Origin of the sequence: Butyrivibrio sp. NC2007 (assembly GCF_000421405.1) — a bacterium.
Classification (GTDB): Bacteria; Bacillota; Clostridia; order Lachnospirales; family Lachnospiraceae; genus Butyrivibrio.
The window spans coordinates 101,559-125,494 of record NZ_ATWY01000014.1 but is presented as its reverse complement, the minus strand read 5'-3'; the positions used below and the strand labels follow the sequence as shown (position 1 = coordinate 125,494).

At 45.7% G+C, this 23,936-nt stretch carries 19 protein-coding genes; 1 reads left to right on the top strand and 18 read right to left on the bottom strand.

Annotation, left to right across the window (positions count from 1 at the left end; translation table 11 throughout):
- Positions 1–334: 334 nt before the first annotated feature.
- The 15 genes from G632_RS0112325 to G632_RS0112255 form a co-directional block, all read right to left on the bottom strand.
- On the bottom strand, positions 335–4,882 hold the full coding sequence (locus G632_RS0112325; RefSeq protein WP_022769565.1) for a PolC-type DNA polymerase III: 4,548 nt from the start codon (positions 4,880–4,882) through the stop codon (positions 335–337).
- A gap of 8 nt (positions 4,883–4,890) precedes the next feature.
- Positions 4,891–5,949: a flavodoxin-dependent (E)-4-hydroxy-3-methylbut-2-enyl-diphosphate synthase gene (gene ispG, locus G632_RS0112320; RefSeq protein ID WP_022769564.1), complete on the bottom strand. Its 1,059-nt coding sequence runs from the start codon at positions 5,947–5,949 to the stop codon at positions 4,891–4,893.
- Between the two features lie 5 nt (positions 5,950–5,954).
- On the bottom strand, positions 5,955–7,007 hold the full coding sequence (gene rseP, locus G632_RS0112315) for an RIP metalloprotease RseP (protein WP_022769563.1): 1,053 nt from the start codon (positions 7,005–7,007) through the stop codon (positions 5,955–5,957).
- Complete coding sequence (locus G632_RS0112310) at positions 7,007–8,158, bottom strand: 1-deoxy-D-xylulose-5-phosphate reductoisomerase (RefSeq protein ID WP_022769561.1); 1,152 nt, start codon at positions 8,156–8,158, stop codon at positions 7,007–7,009. The genes rseP and G632_RS0112310 overlap by 1 nt, the downstream gene beginning before the upstream one ends.
- Positions 8,159–8,179: 21 nt before the next feature.
- A complete protein-coding gene (locus G632_RS0112305; RefSeq protein WP_022769560.1) occupies positions 8,180–9,004 on the bottom strand; it encodes a phosphatidate cytidylyltransferase in 825 nt (274 codons plus the stop codon).
- The gene (locus G632_RS0112300) at positions 9,001–9,720 is read right to left on the bottom strand and encodes an isoprenyl transferase (RefSeq protein ID WP_022769558.1); all 720 of its coding nucleotides are present in this window, start codon (positions 9,718–9,720) and stop codon (positions 9,001–9,003) included. Before G632_RS0112300 ends, G632_RS0112305 begins: the two co-directional genes overlap by 4 nt.
- A 3-nt stretch (positions 9,721–9,723) precedes the next feature.
- Entirely contained in the window at positions 9,724–10,275 is a 552-nt protein-coding gene (gene frr, locus G632_RS0112295) for a ribosome recycling factor (RefSeq protein WP_022769557.1), read from the bottom strand.
- An 18-nt stretch (positions 10,276–10,293) separates the two neighbouring features.
- Entirely contained in the window at positions 10,294–10,989 is a 696-nt protein-coding gene (gene pyrH, locus G632_RS0112290; protein WP_022769556.1) for a UMP kinase, read from the bottom strand.
- 18 nt (positions 10,990–11,007) lie between these two features.
- Positions 11,008–11,973, bottom strand: coding sequence for a polymer-forming cytoskeletal protein (locus G632_RS0112285; RefSeq protein WP_022769554.1), 966 nt, complete (start codon positions 11,971–11,973; stop codon positions 11,008–11,010).
- A 30-nt stretch (positions 11,974–12,003) separates the two neighbouring features.
- Positions 12,004–12,945: a polysaccharide deacetylase family protein gene (locus G632_RS0112280; protein ID WP_022769553.1), complete on the bottom strand. Its 942-nt coding sequence runs from the start codon at positions 12,943–12,945 to the stop codon at positions 12,004–12,006.
- Between the two features lie 77 nt (positions 12,946–13,022).
- On the bottom strand, positions 13,023–13,517 hold the full coding sequence (locus G632_RS0112275; protein ID WP_022769551.1) for a CinA family protein: 495 nt from the start codon (positions 13,515–13,517) through the stop codon (positions 13,023–13,025).
- A gap of 1 nt (position 13,518) precedes the next feature.
- A complete protein-coding gene (gene feoB, locus G632_RS0112270) occupies positions 13,519–15,861 on the bottom strand; it encodes a ferrous iron transport protein B (protein WP_022769550.1) in 2,343 nt (780 codons plus the stop codon).
- A gap of 2 nt (positions 15,862–15,863) precedes the next feature.
- Complete coding sequence (locus G632_RS0112265) at positions 15,864–17,177, bottom strand: aminotransferase (RefSeq protein ID WP_022769549.1); 1,314 nt, start codon at positions 17,175–17,177, stop codon at positions 15,864–15,866.
- A 109-nt stretch (positions 17,178–17,286) separates the two neighbouring features.
- Complete coding sequence (gene rlmD, locus G632_RS19965; protein WP_051154940.1) at positions 17,287–18,450, bottom strand: 23S rRNA (uracil(1939)-C(5))-methyltransferase RlmD; 1,164 nt, start codon at positions 18,448–18,450, stop codon at positions 17,287–17,289.
- A 53-nt stretch (positions 18,451–18,503) separates the two neighbouring features.
- Complete coding sequence (locus tag G632_RS0112255) at positions 18,504–18,905, bottom strand: hypothetical protein (protein WP_026512561.1); 402 nt, start codon at positions 18,903–18,905, stop codon at positions 18,504–18,506.
- 117 nt (positions 18,906–19,022) lie between these two features.
- Here G632_RS0112255 and G632_RS0112250 point away from each other — a divergent pair, with 117 nt between their 5' ends.
- Positions 19,023–20,516: a serine hydrolase domain-containing protein gene (locus G632_RS0112250; RefSeq protein WP_022769547.1), complete on the top strand. Its 1,494-nt coding sequence runs from the start codon at positions 19,023–19,025 to the stop codon at positions 20,514–20,516.
- A gap of 2 nt (positions 20,517–20,518) precedes the next feature.
- Here the strand turns inward: G632_RS0112250 and G632_RS21320 are convergent, their stop codons facing one another.
- The 3 genes from G632_RS21320 to G632_RS0112235 all read right to left on the bottom strand — a co-directional run bounded on the left by G632_RS21320 (position 20,519) and on the right by G632_RS0112235 (position 23,923).
- Positions 20,519–21,775: an HD domain-containing phosphohydrolase gene (locus G632_RS21320; protein WP_022769546.1), complete on the bottom strand. Its 1,257-nt coding sequence runs from the start codon at positions 21,773–21,775 to the stop codon at positions 20,519–20,521.
- A gap of 100 nt (positions 21,776–21,875) precedes the next feature.
- The gene (locus G632_RS0112240) at positions 21,876–22,901 is read right to left on the bottom strand and encodes a sugar kinase (protein WP_022769545.1); all 1,026 of its coding nucleotides are present in this window, start codon (positions 22,899–22,901) and stop codon (positions 21,876–21,878) included.
- Between the two features lie 56 nt (positions 22,902–22,957).
- Complete coding sequence (locus G632_RS0112235; protein ID WP_022769543.1) at positions 22,958–23,923, bottom strand: bifunctional 4-hydroxy-2-oxoglutarate aldolase/2-dehydro-3-deoxy-phosphogluconate aldolase; 966 nt, start codon at positions 23,921–23,923, stop codon at positions 22,958–22,960.
- Between the last annotated feature and the right edge of the window lie 13 nt (positions 23,924–23,936).

Sequence of the window (23,936 nt, the reverse complement as noted above, 5' to 3'; positions counted from 1 at the left end):
AAAAATCCGTATTTGGGTTCCGGGTAAATAGCCAATGAACTCGGTCCATTTGATCAATAATTGACAGCAGCTTGTTTTTAACAGTTTTAGAATAGTTCATTTAGTGCCTCCTTGAAAAAAGATTTGTCTTTAATTTCAAGGGCCGCTTTCGCTACTTCTAAATACAATTCGTAGCGAAAGCGGCCGCACTTTTTCAGTCATCTGTCAACTATTTTTTAATAAAAAAAGACCTCTATACCATTTCTGATATAGAGATCTTATTCCGTCATCTTATCTTAATGACATTGGCCCATAAGGCCCGGCCATTCATAATCTCAATAATTTGTTAATCCCTTTAGAATCCTTTCATCAGGTCGAAGAGGCTTATCTGGTTGGAATCCGGGATATCACCGAGAAGTCCCATGTCTGACATCTTGTCGATTACAGTCTGAGGGCACTTGGTCCTCTGGCGGAAGTCGTCCTTGGAGAGGAACGGACCGTCCTTGGCTGCCTCAACGATCTGATCGGCAGCCTTCTCACCCATACCGTCGATACTGGTGAGAGCCGGCATGATCTTATCGCCAATAACCTGGAATTCCCTGGACTTAACCTTGAAGATGTCAATTGGCATAAACTCGATGCCTCTTTCGTACATCTCCTCCACAAGTCTCATATCTCCGTACTCAGCCTGCTGAGCGTTTGTAAGTTCATCCTTACGGCTCAGGTAATCCTTCATAATACTGTGAAGATGATTCTCGCCCTGGCACATGTGCTCATAGTTAAAGGCCTTGGCTCTTATTGAGAACCACGCTGCATAGAAGGCCTGTGGCATATAAACCTTGAAGTACGCGATTCTCCAGGCCATCATAACGTAAGCCGCCGCATGGGCCTTAGGGAACATGTACTTGATCTTCTCGCAGGACCAGATATACCAGTCAGGAACTCCGTGATCTATCATGTCTTTTTTCCAATCAGGCCAGTTCTTCTCCTTGCCGCCGGCTACCTTACCTTTACGAACAGCCTCCATGATCTTGAAGGATTCGGACTTATCAAGTCCCTTCTGGATAAGGTAGATCATGATATCGTCACGACAACAGATACAGGTATCGATGGTTGCCTTGCCCTCCTGGATAAGGGTCTGGGCGTTACCGAGCCAAACGTCGGTACCGTGGGATAGACCTGAAATCCTAATAAGGTGGGACAAAGACTTGGGCTGAGCATCGATAACCATCTGCATGGCAAAGTCCGTACCAAACTCGGGAAGTCCAAGGCATCCGAGCTTGGTTCCGCCAATCTGCTCCGGTTCAATACCAAGGGCAGTTGTATTCATGAAAAGACTCATTACCTTCTTGTCATCCAGTGGCACAGTCTTGGGATCCATACCCGTGCAGTCCTGCAAGAACCTTATCATGGTAGGATCATCGTGTCCCAGAATATCGAGCTTTAGAAGGTTGTGGTCGATGGAGTGGTAATCGTAATGTGTTGTAATTGTAGCTGTGGTCATATCGTTAGCAGGGTGCTGAACAGGACAGAATGAATTGATGTCCTCTCCAACCGGAAGAACTATGATTCCTCCCGGATGCTGACCGGTACCACGTCTTATGCCGGTGCAGCCCTGAACGATTCTGTTTATCTCACTCTTTCTCTTACTTACTCCGATTCCGTCATAGTACTTCTTAACAAAACCGTAAGCCGTCTTATCCGCAAGAGAAGCTATGGTTCCGGCTCTGAAGGTCTGTCCGTAACCAAAGATAACCTCTGTATATTTGTGGGCCTTGGACTGATACTCTCCCGAGAAGTTAAGGTCGATATCAGGCTCCTTGTCACCCTTAAATCCAAGGAAGGTCTCGAAAGGAATATCAAAGCCGTCCTTGTTCATCTTGGTGCCACACTTGGGGCACATCTTGTCAGGCATATCACAGCCCGAGTTTCCGCCGTAAGCCTTAACCTCCTCTGAATCAAAGTCGGAGTACTTACAGTTAGGACATACATAGTGAGGGCTAAGCGAGTTAACCTCCGTGATTCCCGAAGTAAAGGCAACGAAGGACGATCCGACGGATCCTCTTGAACCTACCAGATATCCGTCCTCGTTTGACTTCCAAACCAGCTTCTGAGCGATGATATACATAACCGCGAAACCGTTTTTGATGATGGAATTAAGCTCCCTTTCAAGTCTCTCTTTAACGATCTCCGGAAGCTCTTCTCCGTAGATCTCATGGGCCTTGTCGTAACAAATCTTGGTCAGGATCTCATCACTGTTTGCGATGACAGGCGCACACTTATCGGGACGGACCGGTGATATTGAATCACACATATCCAGGATCTTTCTGGTGTTGTCGATGACGATCTCTTTTGCCTTCTCACCACCGAGATAGTCAAACTCCGCCATCATCTCATCTGTGGTCCTTAGGAAAAGAGGTGCCGGCTCCTCATCATTCATACCCTTTCCGGACATGATGATGGTCCTGTAAATCTCATCCTCAGGATTTAAGAAGTGCGCATCACAGGTTGCGACAACAGGCTTATTCCACTGCTCTCCCAGCCTTACAATCTCCTTGTTTATCTCCCTGATATCATCGTCACTGTTGATATCCTCATACCTTTCGGACTCAACCATGAAATGATTGTTGCCCACAGGCTGAATCTCCAGATAATCGTAGAAGCTGACAAGCCTTGCGATCTCCTCAGGAGGTCTTCCCTCCACAACAGCGCCGTAGAGTTCTCCCGCACAGCAGGCACTACCGATAATAAGTCCCTCTCTGTACTTGATAAGCTCGCTCTTTGGGATGAGCGGGAATCTTCTGAAATAATCTACATGTGATTTGCTGACAAGGGTATAGAGATTAACCCTGCCCAGCGTATTCTTGGCAAGAATAATGCAGTGATTGGGGCGAAGGTGCCTGATCATCTCAGGTGTTGGCTTTCCAAGGATATTGACCTGAGTAAGGTCCTCAGCTCCCTGCTCTTTTAGCATTGGTACAAACTTATTGAAAATAAGCGCAGTACACTCAGCATCATCTACAGCTCTGTGGTGATGCCCAAGTACAATGTTCAAGGTCTTGGCAACCGCATCCAGCGTATGCTTGGCCTGCAGCGGGAAGAAATATCTTGAGAGCCACAGCGTATCAACGGTTGTGTAATCCGCATCAATACCAAGCTCCTCGCAGTTCTGATTTATAAAGCTTATGTCAAAAGAGACATTGTGTCCCACCAGTACCGCTCCCTCGCAGAACTCTACGAACTTCGGGATGATAACTTCCCTTGTTGGCGCACCGATAACCATATCGTCGGTGATGCTGGTGAGTTTCTCGATCCTGTAAGGAATAGGAACCTGTGGATTGATAAACTCCGAGAATCTGTCTACAATCTCTCCGTTTCTGATCTTAACGGCGCCGATCTCGATGATCTTGTTCTTGATGGGTGAAAAACCCGTTGTCTCGATATCAAATACAACAAAGGTGGTATCGTCAAGCTTCTGACCCTTGTCATTGACAACTATCTCCTTAAGGTCATCAACAACATAAGCCTCAACGCCCAGAATGAGTTTAAAGAAATCCTGCCTGTCGATAGGGGGCTCTCCTGCCTCTTTTCTGCGGGACTTCTCATCCTTATAAAGATCCTCCCACACGTGGTTGGCATCGGTAAGAGCCTGAACAACGCCGTGATCTGTGATGGCAATACCCGGCATTCCCCACTTGTAGGCCTGCTTTACAATGTCTTTTACCTCGGAAACTCCATCCATATCACTCATCTTGGTATGGCAGTGGAGCTCCACTCTCTTGACATCTGCGTTGTCAACTCTCTTGACTGTAAAGTCAGGGATCTTCTTGACGCCGACAACGGACTGAATAGAGAGCTCGTGGTCAAATCTGTCAATTGCTGCAATTCCCTTGATCTTAACAAAAGCACCCATCTTGATGCTCTTTGTTATATCAGGCACATCTGCAGTATTTACGAACATCTTGACTGCGATGGAATCTGTAAAGTCAGTCACAGCAAAGATGAGAATGGTCTTGTCATTTCTGATGTCTCTCTGATCCCACTCGATGATCTTGCCGTGAATGGTGACTTCACCCAGCTCGCCCATAAGATCAACAAGCTTCATGGCTTCATCATCGAAATCTCTTCCAAAGAGAACATCAGGATTATCGGACCTCTTGTAGCTTCCGCCGAAATCTCTTTTGCCAAAGGATTTCTTCTCGCCATCTTTGGGTGCAAATGAGGATGCCTTGCCCTCGACCTTGGAAGGGCTACTTTGCTTGGCTGTTTCAGAAGCTTTTGCTTCCTTGGCCGCTTCTTTGGCAGCTTCCTTCTCTGCCTCCTTCTCCTCCATAGCCTCAAGCTTTTTGACCATCTTGGCTGACTCTTCGGAGTAATCGGGCTCTTTATCGTCTTTTTCAACTTCTACAAATTCGGGTGAAAGAACTACAGAAAGGCCACACCTTTCGTTGAATATCTTGGACAGTACACGGATCAGGTCAGGAGCCTTTTTCTTGCCGACAACGCTGTCCTCAAGCTGCATTATGACATTGTCCTGATCGGGGTACAAAAAAGAAGCCGAGCGAAACAGACTATACTCCATATGGTCATAGTCTTTAAGCTCGAGCTCAATGCTCTCTCTGTATATATCAAGAAGATTCTCAGGCGTGTACTGTGCCGAAAGAGAAAACTTCTCGTAGATCTTGATGGTTATATCCTGATTACCAAACAACTGCTTCTTGATGCTGTTCTCGGTCTTTATGATGTCTGCCTTGTCAATGAGCTTGTTGCTGGCTATATAAATCCTGATAAAATCCTGTTTCCTGGTGGTGGAAACCTTTACAACTTCAGTCTGCCCCATGATATCGCCGGTGTGTTCATCCAGCTTAAGGGCAGGAAATACTTCAAAAAAACTCTTCCCCATAAAAACCTTTACCTAGGCCAACGATCTAGCTCCTCTTTAAGGGTAGCCAATAGCTGGTCTTCCTTAACCTTCTTAACTACTTCTCCGTTCTTGATAAGCAGGCCTTCTCCCACGCCGCCTGCTATTCCGATGTCTGCCTCCTTGGCTTCTCCGGGGCCGTTTACTGCACAGCCCATAACTGCAACCTTGATATCAAGGTCATACTTCTGAACCATGGTCTCAACTGCATTGGCAAGGCCGATGAGGTCGATCTTGGTTCTGCCACAGGTAGGACATGATACAACCTCGATTCCTCCGCTTCTCATTCCGAGTGTCTTAAGGATCATCTTGGCTGTCTTGATCTCCTCCACAGGGTCACCTGAGAGTGAAACTCTTATGGTATCACCGATGCCCTCATTTAAGATGATGCCAAGTCCGATGGATGACTTGATGTTTCCGCCATAGACTGTTCCTGCCTCAGTGATGCCCACATGAAGCGGATACTGACACTTCTTGGCCAGAAGCTCATGAGCCTTAACACAGAGCATAACGTTTGAAGACTTGATGCTGACTACCATGTTGTCATATCCAAGGTCCTCGATGATGCCGATCTTATCAAGGGCTGATTCAACAAGGCCCTCTGCTGTAACACCGCCGTATTTCTCCACAAGGTCTTTTTCCAAAGAGCCGCTGTTAACGCCTACTCTGATCGGAATATTTCTCTCCTTGGCACAGGATACAACTGAAGCGATCCTGTCTCTGCTTCCGATGTTACCGGGGTTGATCCTGATCTTGTCAGCACCGTTCTCCATGGCAGCAATGGCCATCTTATAGTCAAAATGAATGTCTGCAACAATAGGAATATGGATCTGCTTCTTGATCTCCGAAAGAGCCTTGGCAGCCTCCATTGTAGGCACGGTGCTTCTTATTATCTCGCATCCTGCCTCCTCGAGTCTCTTTATCTGAGCGACTGTCGCCTCCACGTCCTCAGTCCTTGTGTTGGTCATGGACTGGATGAGGATGGGATTACCACCGCCTATCACTCTGTCGCCAATATGAATAACCTTAGTATTATCTCTATATGCCATGAAAATTACCTCGTAAACTTTGTAATGTCATTGAACAGTACAAATACCATAAGTGCCAGGAGCGCCACCATTCCTATCATGTGAACGAAGCCTTCCTTCTCCGGAGGTACAGGCTTACCCACAATGACTTCGATGAACTGGAATACCAGTCTTCCTCCGTCAAGAGCCGGAATCGGCAAAAGATTCATAACTCCCAGGTTCACTGACAAAAGAACCGTCAGGGACAGCATTGTAAGGATGACTGCAGAAATACCGTAGGGCTTAACCTCCTCGTAGGTATCATCCACCATCTTCACCATGCCCACAGGTCCCGAAACATCGTCCTTGGAAAGCTTGCCCTTTACGAGAAGCGCCAGGCTCCTGTAGGTGGTCTTGAAGTAGTATCTTACCTCGTACCAGGCGTACTTAAGAGCAGCCGGTCCCTCTATCTTGCCATACTCACCAAGATAGATTCCCATGTAGTAGCGGCCCTCATCTTCACTGTACTTGGGTAAAAGAGTGGTCTCGTATCTCTGACCGTCTCTCTCATACACGATGTCCATCGGACTTCCTTCAGCGAACTGTGAGATCATGGTCACTTCACCTGACATGTAAACCTTCTCGCCATCCACGCTGATGATCTTATCTCCCGGAAGCATTCCTGCCTCAGCTGCAGCGGACTCATCAGTCATCTTGTTGATAACAGGGAAGTTCCAGGCTGAAAAGCTTACAAGAACCACCGCCAGGATATATGCGATTATAAAGTTTGCAAAAGGTCCTGCAAAAAGGGTAGCTATCCTCCTCCACACAGGCGCATTCAAAAAGGAATGCTCGTCATACCCTTCCTTCTCCTCAGCCACGGGATCCATGCCGTCAAATACGCATGCACCTCCGATCGGAAGGAGCTTGATACTGTAAAGAGTCTCTCCTTTTTGCTTTTTCCAGATAGTCGGTCCCATTCCCACAAAGAACTCGTTGACCCTTATACCGCCTGACTTGGCGATGATAAAGTGGCCGAATTCATGGGATGTTACCAGTACTCCGAATATGATAAAGAAAATTAAAACACTTACTAACATCAGATGTTGTACTTCTTTCCGAGGAAGTCGTAGGTCTCCTGCTCAGCTGCAAGAATAGCAGCAACGTCAGGGTTGTCCACCTTATTGTGGTGGCTCATGGCCTCCTCTATCATGCTGTAGATCTCAAGATATTTAATATCGCCCTTTAAGAATCTCTTAACCGCCATCTCGTTGGCAGCGTTGAAAACTGTGGGCATGCTTCCGCCGATACGGGCCGAATCATAGGCAAGCTTAAGTCCTCTGAATGTGTCTGTATCAGGCTTTTCAAAGGTCAGGGAATAGAGTTCAAAGAGGTCTAATCTCTTTTCCTGCATAGGTCTTCTATCCGGGTAGAAAAGAGCATACTGAATAGGCAGCTTCATATCCGGAACACCAAGCTGTGCTATAACTGCACCGTCCACAAACTGAACTGCGCTGTGAACAATGCTCTGCGGATGAACAACTACCTGAATATCATCAAGTGATACTCCAAAGAGCCACTTTGCTTCCATAACTTCAAGGCCCTTATTTACAAGGGATGAAGAGTCGATGGTAACCTTTGGTCCCATGTCCCAGTTAGGGTGCTTAAGGGCATCCGCTGCTGTCATGTTCTCAAGCTCCTGCCTTTTCTTACCCCTGAATGGTCCGCCGCTGGCCGTCAAAAGAATCTTTTCAACCTTGTCCCTTGGCTCGCCGTTTAAGGACTGGAAAATTGCACTGTGCTCTGAATCCACAGGCAGTATCTGTACATTCTTCTCCCTGGCAAGTGGCATGATGATGTGTCCTGCGCATACAAGGGTCTCCTTGTTGGCAAGAGCAATATCTTTTCCGCACTCAATTGCCTTAATGGTAGGTCTGATTCCGATCATACCTACTACTGCTGTAAGCACGGTATCTGCCTCGGGAACAGAAACTATATCAAGAAGTCCGTCCATACCGGCCATTACTTTGATGCCGGTATCCGAGATCTTGTCCTGAAGCTCTTTAGCTGCTGTTTCATCAAACATGCAGACGTACTTCGGCTTAAACTCGCGGACCTGTTTCTCTACTTCGGCAACGCTTCTGTTTGCTGCAATTCCAACAACTTCAAGTTCTGAAGGGTTGTTTCTTACAACATCCAGAGTCTGTGTTCCAATGGATCCTGTTGATCCCAGTAAAACTATCTTTCTCATATCTTCTTCCTTAATCTTAAGTTACCCCAGTACAGGCAGCATAACTGCCGCCAAAAAATAAATACATGGAATGACAAAAATAACACTGTCAAACCTGTCCATTATTCCGCCATGTCCCGGAATAAGCGTTCCGTAGTCCTTGATATTGTGATCACGCTTAATACCGGATGCAAGAAGGTCTCCGATCTGGGAGATGATGCTTCCTGCAAAGCAGATGATCATGAGTCCCCAAACGGTAGATGGACTGTGAGTTTCATTCACATAGAGGATATATCCTATGATGCCTCCGACGATCACAGAACCCAGGATTCCTCCGATAGCGCCCTCGATGGTCTTCTTAGGTGATAATACCGGCGCCATCTTGTGCTTTCCAAAGGCTCTTCCGGCAAAGTATGCACAGGTATCACAAACCCAGGCAATAAACGGAACCCAGGCAAAGTATACGCCCAGATGCCTTATCCTTAAGAGGTAGACAAAAGACATATTGACCGGTGCATAGATAAAGCAGAAGAAACAAAAGATTGCCTGAGAAGCACTATATTTCGGGAATGACACCACATAGCAGACCATGATCAGGAAAAAGGCAAACATTATCGAGAAAATGTAATACCTGTAGTCCTTAACCAGCATCATCTGGATGTAGTGAACCAGGATTGATGCGTATCCGCAGGCTTCAAGCATATTGATCTTCTGTCCGTCCTTATGAACTCCAAGGGCTCTTGTGAGCTCAAAAAATGCTATAAGTGACACTATCAAAAGTGCTGCCGAGAGTACGTACCCTCCCGGGATAAGTACTGCCGCCAGCACAATACCAATTACAATTCCACTGATAACTCTAGTCTTCAAGATTCCTTCAGTCCTCCAAACTTACGGTTTCTGCCGGCATAGGCTTCTACCGCCTTTTCAAGCTCAGCCTTATCAAAATCAGGCCATGCTACGGGAGTAAAGTAGAACTCCGTATACGCACACTGCCAGAGCAGGTAATTGGAAATTCTCTGCTCATTGCAGGTCCTGATAAGAAGGTCCGGATCCGGAAGGAAGTTGGTATCTAAATTATCTGCAATATCCTTCTCTGTTATATCCTCAGCACGCAGCTCTCCGGCCTCTACTTTCGCAGCAACCTTTCTGACTGCCCTTGTGATCTCATCCCTGCTGCCATAATTGATGGCAATGGTAAAGGTCAGTCCGGTGTTGCCTGCAGTGGTATCCTCAAGCTCTTTTATAGCCTTCTGGATATCCTCTGAAAGCAGAGAGCGCTCACCGATAACACGGCAGCGCACATTGTTCTTCATGGATTTCTTTATACTGGTTTTTAAATAATTACGCAAAATCGTCATGAGGGCAGATACCTCTGCCTCAGGACGACTCCAATTCTCAGTTGAGAATGCGTAGACTGTAAGATATTTGATTCCCATGTCTCTTGCGACTACGAGAATGTCTTCAACAGCTTTTGCTCCCTGCATATGGCCGTAGTTTCTGGGCATGCCCTTAGCCTTGGCCCATCTTCCGTTGCCATCGAGGATGATGGCTACATGTGCAGGAATATTTGTATTTGCTTCCATAGATTATACCGTCATGATTTCCTTATTCTTCTCTTCTACAGCTGCATCGATATCCTTGATGAACTTGTCGGTTATCTTCTGGAGCTCGTCGTTAAGATCCTCAATCTCATCCTCTGAAACCTCGGTTCCTTTGAGCTTCTTGAGGGCGTCGTTGCCGTCACGTCTTACGTTTCTAACTGCAACCTTAGCATCTTCACCCTTCTTGCGGATATCCTTGGTGAGCTGTTTTCTGCGCTCCTCTGTGAGCTCAGGGAAAACAAGTCTTATTACAGCGCCGTCGTTGCTTGGTGTGATACCAAGGTCTGATGCCATAAGAGCCTTCTCAATATCCTTGATAAGTGTCTTGTCCCAAGGAGCAATCTGAATGATCCTGGCCTCAGGAATAGATACGTTTCCAACCTGCTGAATAGGAGTAGGTGTTCCGTAGTAATCAACCTTAATCTTATCGAGAACATGTGGATTAGCTCTACCTGCTCTTATTGATGCAAGATCATCCTTGAGATAATCAAATGACTTCTGCATTTTGTCGTTAAAGGTCTTAAGTCTCTCGTTCATACACATAACCTCCCCTGGTTAATTTGTTGTAACGGTTGTTCCGTTAAAATCGCCTGTTGATGCCTTAACTATGCTGTTCTCCTCCTGGAGAGCGAATACTCTCATAGGCATGTGATTGTCCCTGGCGAGTATTGATGCTGTCATATCTACAACCTGAAGGTTCTGCTCTATAACCTCATCGATTGAGATAGTGTCATATCTCTTTGCATCAGGGTTCTTGGCAGGATCTGAATCATATACTCCGTCAATAGCCTTGGCAAGAAGTATATAGTCAGCCTCAACCTCGATGGCCCTTAAAACAACTCCTGTATCTGTTGAGAAATACGGATGACCTGTACCGCCTGCAAAGAACACTACCATATTCCTTGCAAAGTACTTGTTTGCTCTATCCTTGGAAAAGAGCTTTGTGAAGGATCCGCACTCGAATGGAGTAAGTATATTGGTCATCATGCCTACACTTCTGAATATCTCGGATACATAGATGCAGTTCATGATTGTGGCAAGCATTCCGATCTGGTCAGCCTTGGTGCGATCAATGTTCTCGCTGCTTCGTCCTCTCCAGAAATTGCCTCCGCCGATAACGATACCTACCTGAGTTCCGTTATCTACAAGCTGCTTAACCTGAAGTGCAACCTTTCTGACGGTCTCCTCATCGAAGCCTGTCTTCTTATCACCTGCAAGTGCCTCACCACTGAGCTTTAATAAAATTCTCATATCTTCTCCATTATCAAATTATTTATTCTTAAGTCCCTCGAAGAACTCTGAAGGATTAACATCAGCGTATGCCTGTGAGCACATACCCTCGATAACAGCACCATTGTTGATCTGTACTGACTGAGACTTGATATTGCCCATTACGATAGCTGTTGTATCAAGAACTACAGGACCGTGAACATCGATGTCACCCTTTACAGCGCCTGCGATAACTGCGCTTGATCCATAGATGTTACCTACGATAACTGTGCTCTGGCCAACCTTAACGCTGCCCTTACTCTTGATCTCACCGGTGATCCTTGCTGACTCTGCATAAACTTCTGCTGCGTCTGAATCTCCGTTGATCTCGCCTGTTATGTTAAGCTTGCCGAGACACTTGATATTACCTGTGATCTTACCGATGAGCTCAAGTGAACCTGTTGTGGCAATGTCGCCCTTGACGATCATACCTTCGGTAATGCTGGCAACTTCATCTGTAGGTGTCTGCTGTTCGAAATCCATAGTTTCAATTCCCCCGTTTCTTGTTATCATTTCTGTTTCTGCATTTTTATCTGCAACATACTTGCCAATATGTGCAGGATTTATAGCCTCAAGTGCGTTCTTGGGCTCCTCGACCTTGATCTCTTCCTGAGTCTGCTCTTCAATCTTCTCTTCAAGCTCACGAACTTCATCAACGGTCTCAGAAACTTCTTCGATCTCCTCTTTTAACTCATCTATAGTCTCGACTGCATCTTCTGCAACCTCGTCTAAAGTCTCTGCTACATCCTCAGCTGCTGCAGTCTCTTCCACAGCATCCTCTTTTCTCTCTGCTGCCTCATCAAGCTTAATGTCGTCGAGACGATTAAGCATGCTGTCAAGGTCTACAGGCTTAGGAGCTTCTACAGGTCCATTGCTGCCCTTGCTTTCAGCTTCCGGCTTGTCCTCAGGCATAAGAGTGTTTACAGCCTGTGAGAGGTCGCTTTTCAGCTCAGAAAAAAATCCCATCTAGATATCCTCCATTCAATCTTTTTTCGTTTAATTGATATGTTGAACCGGTAACGTATCCTCGGTTATCGGTACTATCACTGTGTCATCCATTGCCTGGATCGCTTCGATTATCTCAGGCAGTGCTTCTACCGTACTCTTTTTATCAGCTGCGTCGTGCATAAGTACTACGCAGTGTTTAAATCTGGGTACGTTGTTAACTATGTTGGCGTAGATCGTGTCCTTGTTGGCACCGGCCTTGTCATCACCTGCTGAAACGTTCCAGTCAAAGAAGGTGACATTGCTGCTCTCCAGATAATCAGTCAGCTCATGCATGTCCACCTTGCTGACCGTATTGGAGCTTCCACCGGGGAACCGGTAAAAACTAGCCCACACGCCTGTTGTCTCGTATAAGAAAATTCTTAATTTATCCGTATCTTCCTTGAACGAATCAAGAGAAGCATATAATTCGCTGTACTTGTGACTGTACGAGTGCATCCCAAGAGTATGCCCATCATTAACTATTCTCTTGTAAAGATCTGTATACTTGGCATTTGGTTTGCCACAGACAAAGAAGGTAGCCTTTACATTGTGCTGCTCTAATATATCGAGTATCTCGTCTGTGTACGTACTTGGTCCGTCGTCGAAGGTCAGATAAACATATCTGGTGCCCTCTATATCCTCAGGATTCTGAGCGCCACTGACATCCACCGTGGCGTAGTCAACATCCATCCCTTCCGAAGTAGTCTCTACAATATTCGAATCTTCCCCATCCGGCTCAGCTTCTGTAGCCAGAATATCTCTCTCGCTGCCGAACTGCTCTCTGTACCACTCCAGATCCGCCATGCTCTTCTCATATTCTGTGTGAAGACGGTCGTATCTGATGGCCAGAATAACGCATATACAAGTGGGAATAAGGCAGGCAGCTGCCACTGTAGTAATGATGAGTCTGCGCAAATATCGGATTCTTTTACTGTACTGCTTAGACTCCATTATTCCATCTCTTTCTTACTAATATGTAACCAAGGTATAGTATAGCATAGAATACAAAACACCAAAAGGTCTTTTGTTTAGATAACACGTGTGATTTCTTCTGCAATAGCGCCCGCTACAAAGAGCTTGTATTCGTATCTGCTATCCTGAACAGGCACGGAAATATGAAAGCTCTCAGTGCCCTCTTTATGAGCTATGGCAAAAAACACTTCGCCCGGAGTCGAGTCGTTGTTTGCAGGGTCTACGTTGCCCATGGTCCCGGTAACTCCGATCGCTATATCTGCGCCATAAGCTCTTTTGGCTGCAAGTGCCATCTCCCGGGCAGTCTCCTTTGAGTACACCCCGAATCTCTCTATCACATCCGCAGGTACATTCTGCTTTATCTTGGCCTCATTTGAATAGGTTATGAAGGCACCTTTTAATATCGCAGATGCACCTTCGGTGTCTGTCAAAAGAGATGCCACAAGACCAGAAGTGCAGCTCTCCATTGTCGTTATGGTGAGCTGCTCCTTAATTAAAGTATTCGTTATATAGCGGAATTTCTCCCGCACATTCTTTTCAAGATCAGTCATATTACATTCCCATCGCTATAAAGACAAACCTAAGGATAAATGCAACAAGCCAGGCGATGGCGCTCTGCCACAAAACTACTGCAAGAGCATACAGTCCGCCAAGTTCTCTTTTTATGGCTGCAATGGCTGCAACGCAAGGTGTGTAAAGAAGTGAGAACACAAGCATCGTTGCGGCAGTAACAGCTGTAAGCGCATTTTCCACACCGCCGTCAAAGAGAATGCTCATGGTTGAAACAACACTCTCCTTGGCGATAAATCCCGTGATAAGGGATGTTACAACTCTCCAGTCACCAAGACCAAGTGGAGTGAACAGAGGAACAAGCACGCTTGAAAGCGCAGCCATTATGCTGGTTGAAGAGTCTTCCACCAGATTAAAGCGAAGGTCAAAGCTCTGTAAAAACCATACTACAATAGTTGCAACCAGGATAACGCTGAAGGCCCTTGTGAAGAAGTCTTTTGCCTTATCCCATAGAAGCCTTGCTACATTCCTTGCTCCCGGCATACGGTAATTCGGAAGCTCCATTACAAAGGGAACTGCTTCGCCTCTGAAGATTGTGTTCTTGTAAGCAAGAGAAGCCAGGATTCCGACTGCTATTCCGAGAAGGTATAAGAGCACCATTACAAGTGCAGCTTTATCTGGGAAGAAAGCAGCTACAAAGAATGCATAGATGGGCACCTTGGCTGAGCAGCTCATAAACGGAGTAAGGAGTATGGTCATCCTTCTATCCCTTCTTGAAGGAAGAGTTCTCGTTGCCATTACGGCAGGAACCGTACATCCAAAGCCGATAAGAAGAGGCACGATACTTCTTCCCGAAAGTCCGATTCTCCTAAGGAGCTTGTCCATAAAGAAGGCTACTCTTGCGATATATCCGCTGTCCTCCATAAGCGATAGGAAGAAGAACAGTGTAACCACAATAGGCATGAAGCTAAGGACACTTCCGACACCGTCGAATATTCCGTCAAGCACAAGCCCCTGTATGGTTGCATTGACATGGGCTGCGCTCATTCCGGCTTCAGCAAGACCCTTAAGGTAGTCGACTCCCATCTCCAAAACGTCCTGTAAAAAAGCGCCTATAACATTGAAAGTCAGATGGCATACCAGGAGCATTATCAGGATGAAGCAGGGAATTGCCGTCCATTTTCCCGTAAGTATCTTATCTATCTTCTCTGAGCGTATTCTCTCCTTGCTCTCCATGGGCTTAACCACAGTCTGCTCGCAGACACGCTCAATAAAGTCATATCTCATATCGGCGATGGCAGAGCTTCTGTCCATTCCGCTCTCATCTTCCATCTTCTTTATGATCTGACGGATCATTTCTTTTTCATTCTCATCGACAGAGAGCTTCTCCATTACGATTTCATCGCCCTCGATGACCTTGGTGGTGGCAAACCTTAAGGGAAGTCCTGCCTTCTCTGCATGATCCTCCAAAATAGCCTCCACTGCATGGATCGCTCTGTGGATTGCTCCGCCGTGATCGGTCTTGGAGCAAAAGTCCTGCTCTACAGGTTTTTCCTGATACTGCGCAAGATGCACAGCATGACGTACAAGCTCTGCCACACCCTCATTTTTGGAAGCGGAAATAGGAACAACAGGTACGCCAAGAAGCTCCTCCATTTTGTTGATATCAATGGAGCCGTTGTTGCCTTTCACCTCATCCATCATGTTAAGAGCAACTACCATGGGTACTCCCATCTCGAGAAGCTGCATGGTAAGATACATGTTTCTCTCGATGTTCATGGCATCCACGATGTTGATGATGGCCTTTGGCTTTTCTTCAATTACAAAGTTTCTGGATACCAGCTCCTCTGCACTATAAGGAGACATGGAATAGATTCCGGGAAGATCCGTAACCAGAGTATTCGGGAAGTCTCTGATGGGTCCGTCCTTGCGATCTACGGTAACGCCCGGGAAATTTCCAACGTGCTGATTGGCACCTGTAAGCTGGTTGAAAAGAGTGGTCTTGCCACAGTTCTGATTTCCCACAAGAGCAAAGGTCAAAAGAGTTCCGTCCGGAAGCTTGTCCTTATCGCCCTCTACGTGATATTTGCCGTCCTCACCAAGTCCGGGGTGCTCTGAACTTACTATCTCTTTTATTCTCTCATGCTTGTTGGTGCGCTCTTTTATCGGCTCAATCTCGATCTTCTCTGCATCAGCAAGACGGAGCGTAAGCTCATAACCGTGTATCTGAAGTTCTACAGGGTCGCCAAGAGGCGCATACTTAATAACAGTCACCTCTGTTCCGGGAATAACTCCCATGTCCAAAAAGTGCTGTCTAAGTGCGCCTTCTCCGCCGACGGCCTTAATGACCGCCGACTGACCAATCTTCAGTTCTTTTAAATTCATTATTAATCCATCTCCTTAAGAAGTCTCTCAGCTGCTGTGAGTTTTACGCAAACTGTGAAGATGAGCATAGCAAGCTTAAGATCCGGCAGGCTTGGAAGTGTCGGGGCAATACGGATATTGGAATCATGAGGATCCTTGTGATATGGATATGTTGCACCGGCTCCGGTCATGGTTACACCGGCCTTCTTAGCCCTGTCAACAGCAGCCTTGGCGCATCCTTCAGGTGCATCAAAGCTGATGAAATATCCGCCCTTTGGCCTTGTCCAGCTTCCTACTCCGTATGGAGCAAGTTCGGTGTCAAGAATTTCCAAAACAGCCTCGAACTTAGGTCTTATGATGGCTGCATGCTTTCTCATGTGCTCTTTGAGATTGTTGATATCTCCGTTAAAGAATCTTACATGACGGAGCTGATTAACCTTGTCATGTCCGATGGTCTGATATGTAAGCTGAGCCTTGATCTCCTCTAAGTTGTTAAGAGATGTGGCAATGGCAGCAATTCCGCTACCGGGGAATGTGATCTTGGAAGTTGATGAGAACTTGTAGACCATATCCGGGCTTCCTGCTCTCTTACACTCCTCTAAGATCTCTATAAGGTAATCCTGATCGTCATCATAAAGGTGGTGAACTCCGTATGCATTGTCCCAGAAGATACGGAAGTCTCTTGCTGCGGGACGAAGGCGTGCAAAACGTCTTACTGTCTCATCTGAATAGGAATAGCCCTGAGGATTTGAATACTTAGGTGTGCACCAGATTCCCTTGATGGACTCATCAGAAGCAACGAGCCTCTCTACCTCATCCATATCAGGACCTGTAGGTGTCATCTGTACAGGGATCATCTCGATTCCGAAGTATTCTGTAATTGCAAAGTGTCTGTCGTAACCGGGAACAGGGCAAAGGAATTTAACCTTATCAAGCTTGCACCATGGAGTGTTTCCCATAACACCATGTGTATAGGCTCTTGATACGGTATCATACATTACGTTAAGTGAAGAGTTTCCATATATAATGATATTCTCCGGCTTGTTCTCCATCATTGCACCGATAAGTACCTTGGCCTCATGAATACCATCCAAAACGCCGTAATTACGGCAATCTGTACCATCCTCGCATGAAAGATCCGCCTCTGAATTGAGGGCATCCATCATACCCATAGAAAGATCAAGCTGTTCTCTGCATGGCTTACCTCTTGCCATGTTCAGATTCAGATCCATCTCCTGATACTTCTTGTACTCGGCCTTGAGCTTAACAATTTCCTGCTCAAGTTCCTGCTTGCTCATCTCAACATACTTCTTTGTACTGCCTTGAACCTGGGACATCTTTTTCTCCTCTCAAATTCACCACGTTAAATCGCTGATTTCTTCAATAAAATATAACGCAGACTTGAAAAAGAATCAAGGTATACAATTATACAAAATGTTATTTAGTTCATTTTTCTTTTGTTAAAAGACATACTACTTCCGAGCCTCTTGTGAACGGGAACATGTCCACGGGAACAGCTCTTTTAACCTTGTAGCCGCCCTTGGTAATGAGCTTAAGATCATTGGCCAGTGAATCCGGGCTGCAGGATATGTACACTACCTTCTTGGGAGAAAGAGCTATCAGCGACCTGATAAACTCCGGCGTCGATCCTGATCTTGGAGGATCCATGAACACGAGGTCGACCTTATCTCCGGATTCTGCCATCTGCTGCATAAATACAGTGGCGTCATTCTGATAGAATGTAATGTTCTTTACTTCATTGATCTTGGCATTAAGGATTGCATCTTTTACCGCATCTTTGTTAAGTTCAACACTGATGACCTCTTTCACATGAGGACTTGCAATAAGACCGATTGTACCAACACCACTGTAGCAGTCCATGGCAACTTCATCACCTGATAGATCCGCCATTTCGATTGCAGTCTTATACAGCACTTCCTGCTGAATAGGATTTACCTGGTAAAAAGACTTTGGTGAAATCTTAAACTTCATACCACAGCAAATGTCATAGATGAATCCCGGTCCATAGATAGGCTTTTCCTTATCTCCAAGGATCATGCTGGTCTGCTTGTCGTTAACATTAAGAACAATTGTGGTGATCTCCGGATGATCTTTTCTAAGCGCCTTAACGAAGTTATTCTTGGACGGGAATACAGGTGACACGGTAACCAGTACAACCATGATCTCTCCCGTGTTCTTACCTATCCTTATCAGCACATGGCGAAGAAGACCGTATCCGTTGTCCTCGTCAAAAGTCTTGATCTTGAAAGACTTAAGCATTCCTCGTATAGTTGCAATGATCGCATCGGCTTTCTGGTCTTCCAAAAGGCAGCTATCAACAGGCACAACCTCGTGGGAGCCTTCTCTGTATATTCCGGTTATAGGATTGCCCTTTCTGTCATGGTCAAAGACCGCATGAACCTTGCACCTGTAGTGCTCCGGACTCTCCATGCCTATGAAGGACTCCACCTTGCAGTATGGCTTTAAAAGCTCCGCAACATGTGCATGCTTTTTACGAAGCTGTGTCTCATAAGGAGTGTCGATCATCTGACATGCTCCGCACTTCTTGAATACAGGGCATCTGCTCTTAGTTGTTTTTTTCTCTGCCATGTTGTCTCCTTTACGCAAAGAATAAGCAGGAGAAATAAATCCCCTGCTCTATTTTAAAATTTCTCGTTATCTTCAGTATCGCCGATCTTGTTCTCAAATCTAAGCTCCGGCATTTCAAGGCCTGTACCCTCTTCCTTAACTGCTTCGCTTCTTCTGCGGATACGCTCTGTATTCTTGAGTTCACCGTAGTCCTTGTATTTGATACCCTCGATTCCCTGAGAAAGCTCTTTTGCCCTCACAAGGTCACCCTTATTGATCCTGAAGGTGCAGACTATCTTGCTACCCTTTCTGTCGAAGAGCCTCTGAAGGATTGACTTGTCCTGCCACTCGATGAAGTATGAGATACGGTGTGCCAAAAACCTCTCTTCGAGCTGCTTCTTGCTCTCTACGCTATATACCCTGCAGAAGGGTACTTCATTATTAAAGACCTGATTGTTCTGGATAATAGAAGACATATAAACCTCACTTTATTTTCTAACTAATATTAGATTATAACCCAGAAGACGCATTCTTTCAAGAAACACAAGCAGTTTATGCTATACTTATTTTATCAAAAACATGGAGAAAACCTTATGTTCACTTTTGAAAAAACACTTCCCGAAAATGTCGGGATATCCTCTAAAGCCATAAAAAATGTTCTTGAAAGACTGGATAAAAAGGACGTTCCGATTCACAGCCTCCTTATCATGAAGGACGATAAGCTGATTTTTGAAAAATACTATGCTCCATATACAGCTGATACTCTTCACAGGCTCTTTTCCGTAAGTAAGAGTATCACAGCCATGGCGATAGCGCTTTTGCAGGAGGAGGGCAAGCTTTCCTTTGACGCCTCAATAACAGATTATTTCCCTGAATATACGGACGAGAACACTCATCCCTGGATCAGACAGACCACAATAAGGAACATGCTCCAGATGCGCACCTGCCACGCTTCCACTACCTACAAGGTCGATATGAAATCCGACTGGGTGGAGAGCTTTTTTAAGGTAGCACCGACGCATAAGCCCGGGACCATTTTCCACTATGATACCTCTGCAGCTCACACTCTGTGCGCTCTTGCAGAGAAGCTCACTAGAATGCCCATGCTTGATTATCTGAAGGAAAAGGCCTTTAACTATCTTGATTTTTCCAAGGATTCTTATATGGTAAAAGACCCTTTTGGAGTATCCATGGGCGGAAGCGGCCTTATGGCAACTCCTATGGACCTTCTTAAGATTCTGTATCTGCTTCACAAAGGTGGAACTGTTGTATGTGGCGATGGCGTAACGAGATCTCTTTTGCCAAAAGAGTTTGTAGAGGAAGCCACATCAAACATCAGCGATTCTCTTCCCACCGCGCCTCTTCCCAGTGAGGCACAAGGCTATGGCATGCAGATCTGGCAGAATGAAAAGGGCGGATTTGTACTCTACGGAATGGGTGGTCAGCTTGGTATCAGTCTTCCTTCGGAAAATATGCTGATCGTAACCACTGCCGACACTCAGGGAATGGCCGGTGGTAATCAGGTTATCTACGATGCGCTTTATGAGAATCTCCTTGGAAATAGCGCCGCAACCGGCGATGATAAAAGAGCTTATGAAGACCTGTCAGCCTACGCAGAAAGCCTTAGAATTGCACCGCCAAGACTTCCCGAAAATTACGGTCTCACTCGTACAGGAGAAGATATTTCTGATAATTATAGCGATTTCAACAGGGTGTACAAACTTGCAGAAAATCCTCAAGGATTTAATACCCTTGAGGTCAGCTTAAATTCGGATGGTCCTTCGTCCCTGACTTTTACTTACAAGGATAAAAATAAGGCATCCTCGCTTCCCGAGAATGCCCTTAAGCTCTACTTTGGTATAAATGATATGGCAGATGGTATTTTCCCCATCTACGACTGCAAATACACAGCCGGAGCCGTATGGTTTAGAAGAAATGTCCTGTATATCAGGTTCCACCTCATCGGAGAATCTGTAGGCTCTGTCCGTATTGAACTATACTTTGGAGATGACGACCTCACTGTCTTTATGAAAAAAGTTGAGGAAACCTATTTCAAAGAATTCGATGGCCACCTCTACGGCTGCTAAAATCAGAATCCCATATAGACGCCGGGGATGTCGTCTTCCGTCAGATGGAAGTCGCTTCTGCCGGCGTCATTGTCTGCAGTTTCCATCTTAACTACGTTTACATATCCGTCGTTGATCATATCCACCATGAACGGAACAATATTTGGATCAAACTGGGTTCCGGATCCCTGCTGGATTTCCTCTATAATTTCATCCTTGTTAAGGTGTCTTCTATATACTCTGTTACTGGACATGGCGTCATATGAGTCTGCAACGCCGACAATCCTGGCATAAAGCGGAATTGTATCGCCTTTTAAGCCCTCAGGATATCCGGTTCCGTCATATCTCTCGTGATGATAAAGAGCTGTCTCTCTGATGCCTCGAAGAGATGACATCTGCTTAAGCATCTTTCCACCGGCCACAGTGTGGTCCTGGATAAGCTTTCTCTCTTCGTCTGTAAGCTTTCCGGGCTTATTCAGCACAGCATCGGGAACGCTAAGCTTTCCTGCATCGTGGAGGAGTCCTGCATAGTAAATATTCTGCACTTCATCTTCAGACAGGCGCATTCTCTTTGCGATCTCTGCAGCATACATGGCCACTCTTCTGGAATGACCCCTGGTGTAAGGGTCTTTTGCATCAATGAAACTGATGAAGGTATTCATGGACTGAAGGATGATACGCACGTCATTCTTCTGCTTCTCGCGGTAGTTCTTAAGATTGAAGTTTGATACAAAGAAGCCTACAAAAAGAGCTGCCCAGATAATGAAAGCACCATAAAGTATCTTGGTAAATACGCCTCCTGAATTTCCGCTCTTGTAGCCCCTGAAGCTGATCTGTTCCGGATAAAAGCTCTTCTGGGTGTTTAGTACTACTCCAAAGCTTAAGCTGTCCCCTTTGGAAAAAGAGAGATTATAAAACTCAGGAGCACATATGAGCCTTCCTTTTTCTATGTTGGCCTCAACTCCCCAGAAATTGGTTATCTCGGTGTCCTTTGGAACTGTTATGTATGCAGCCCAGTTGCTGATATTGACATTGCTATCGTTATGAATCTCAAACTCATACTTAGCGATATATCGGTTTCTGGTTACATTTTCCTCGGATTTGGCCACAGAAGCATAGACACCATCAGAAAGCCTTGCTCCCGTAAGGCTCATATCGATGGCGTACTCTGAAGATACATTATTGTCTGCACATACCTGTTCAACCAAATATGCAGTTATCAGCGTGACAAACGCTGCAAGAAATACCAGCAGTGTTTCTGTAGTCTTGTCCAGTTTCATAAAAACCTCGCATTCTTCTGCATATTAAATTATACAAAAAAAGCGCCTCTGTGTGAAATACAGATGACGCTTTTTAATGTTTTTTTAATTTTTATTTTGATTATCTCTGGATACGTCCTGAGCCGTCTCCGCCTGCAAGCTTCTTAACCTCATCAACTGTTACAAGGTTGAAGTCGCCCTCGATGGAGTGCTTAAGAGCTGAAGCAGCTACAGCAAACTCGATTGTCTCCTGAGGTCCGAATCCGTTTACGCAGCTGTAGATAAGTCCGCCGCCGAAGGAATCTCCGCCACCTACACGGTCAACAATGTGAAGTGCATACTTCTTGGAGAAGTAAGCCTCTCCGTCTGTATAGAGCATTGCGCTCCAGTTGTTGTCGTTAGCTGAGATAGACTCACGAAGTGTGATAGCAACCTTCTTGAAGCCGAATCTCTCTGTGAGCTTCTGAGCAACCTCGATATAGCCCTCTCTGTTGAGCTTACCTGTTGTAACATCTGTTGAAGAAGCAGCGATACCGAATACATCGTTAGCATCCTCTTCGTTAGCGATGCAAACATCTACATACTTGCAGAGCTCGCCCATAACCTTGCCTGCCTTCTCTTTGCTCCAGAGCTTACCTCTGTAGTTAAGGTCGCAGGATACTGTAAGGCCGTGCTCTTTAGCCTTCTTACAAGCCTCAAGTGTGATAGCTGCAAGGCTGTCACTTACAGCGGGAGTGATACCTGTGAAGTGGAACCACTCTGCTCCGTCAAAGATCTCATCCCAGTTGAAGTCTGAAGGTACAGCCTCAGCGATTGCTGAATGTGCTCTGTCATAGATGCACTTTGAACCTCTCTGAGAAGCACCCTTCTCATTGAAGTAGATACCTACTCTGTCGCCGCCTCTTGTGATCTTGGATGTATCAACGCCGTACTTTCTGAGAGAGTTAACAGCTGCCTGTCCTATCTCATGTGTAGGAAGCTTTGTAACATAAACTGAATCAAGTCCATAGTTTGCAAGAGAAACAGATACGTTTGCCTCTCCGCCTCCGAATGTAGCCTCCAGGTGATCAACCTGAACGAATCTTAAGTAGTTATCGGGCTGCAGACGCAGCATGATCTCACCAAATGTAACAACTTTCTTTGCCATAGCTTATTCCTTTCATATATAACTGTGTAAATAAATTTTTATATTGTTCACTTAAATCAGTCGTTCTTAGCAAGGTGAACAGCAAATCCGCCAAAGTCATCAGCAAGATATGCAACCTTAAGATGATTATCTGCATCATATGAGAAAGATGTCTCATCAAACTTAACGCCCTGTCTTCCAAGGTGATATACTGCTCTGTCGATGTTATTGCAGCCGATTGCGATATGTCCGCATGTTCCGCGGCCCTTTGACTTCATAACCTCTACTGCTGAACCTGCAAATACAGAGGAATTGCCAACCTTCTTGGTAAGGCCAAAGAGTGCATCAAACTTATCTGCAACAGACTCAGCTGCCTCTGCGCTATCCTGGTTGATACCGATATGCTTAAGCTTAAAGCCAAGCATTGCATTTACAGCATCTCTTGTCATTGCCTCGATCTCATCGAACTTGCCGGCTGAGATAAGGTCTTTTTTAACCATCCAGCTTCCGCCGCAGCAGAATACCTTGCCAAAGCTGAGGTAGTCATTTAAGTTGTTCTTATTTACACCACCTGTAGGCATGAAGTGCATTTTGGTATAAGGTGCTGCCATAGCTTTGATCTTGGCAATTCCACCATTCTGCTCAGCAGGGAAGAATTTTACGCAGTCAAGGCCAAGCTCGATAGCCTGCTCAACCTCACCGGGTGTAGCTGTTCCCGGAACAACCGGTACACCGATTGACTGAATATATTCAACGTTTGCTCTGTTAAAGCCGGGGCTTACGATGAACTTAGCGCCTGCAGCCTTAGCTCTGTCAGCCTGCTCAGCATTGAGCACTGTACCTGCACCAACAATCATCTCAGGGAATTTGGTTGAAATGATCTTAATTGCTTCCTCAGCTGCTGCTGTACGGAATGTAACCTCTGCTGCAGGAAGTCCTCCGTTAATAAGTGCCTGAGCAAGAGGCTCAGCGTCCTTAGCATCGTCAATTGCGATTACAGGAACAATACCGATCTTATAAAGTTCTTCACAAATCTTATCCATGTTCTTATGCCTT